Consider the following 241-nt stretch of genomic DNA (forward strand, 5'->3'; position numbering starts at 1 on the left):
AGGAAAAGGCTTGACCTATGGTACATGCTCTGCCAAACTACCTGCCATGAAGAAAGAGCTTGTTTGGCTAAAAGAAGTGGATAGTATTGCGATTCAGTCGTCTGTTCGCAATCTTGCGGATGCTTATACGCGCTTTTTCAAAAAACAAAACAGCGCACCGCGCTTTAAATCTAAGAAGAACAACGTACAATCTTATACCACAAAACAAACAAATGAAAACATTGCCGTTGTAGGGAACAAA

1 pseudogene is annotated in these 241 nt (G+C 40.7%); it reads left to right on the top strand.

Annotated features, from left to right (window positions below):
* Positions 1–241: pseudogene (locus MR167_RS32330) on the top strand (IS200/IS605 family element RNA-guided endonuclease TnpB); the annotation flags it as partial.

This window comes from Bacillus cereus group sp. BfR-BA-01355 (genome assembly GCF_022663675.1).
In the GTDB taxonomy this organism is placed as follows: Bacteria; Bacillota; Bacilli; order Bacillales; family Bacillaceae_G; genus Bacillus_A; species Bacillus_A thuringiensis_S.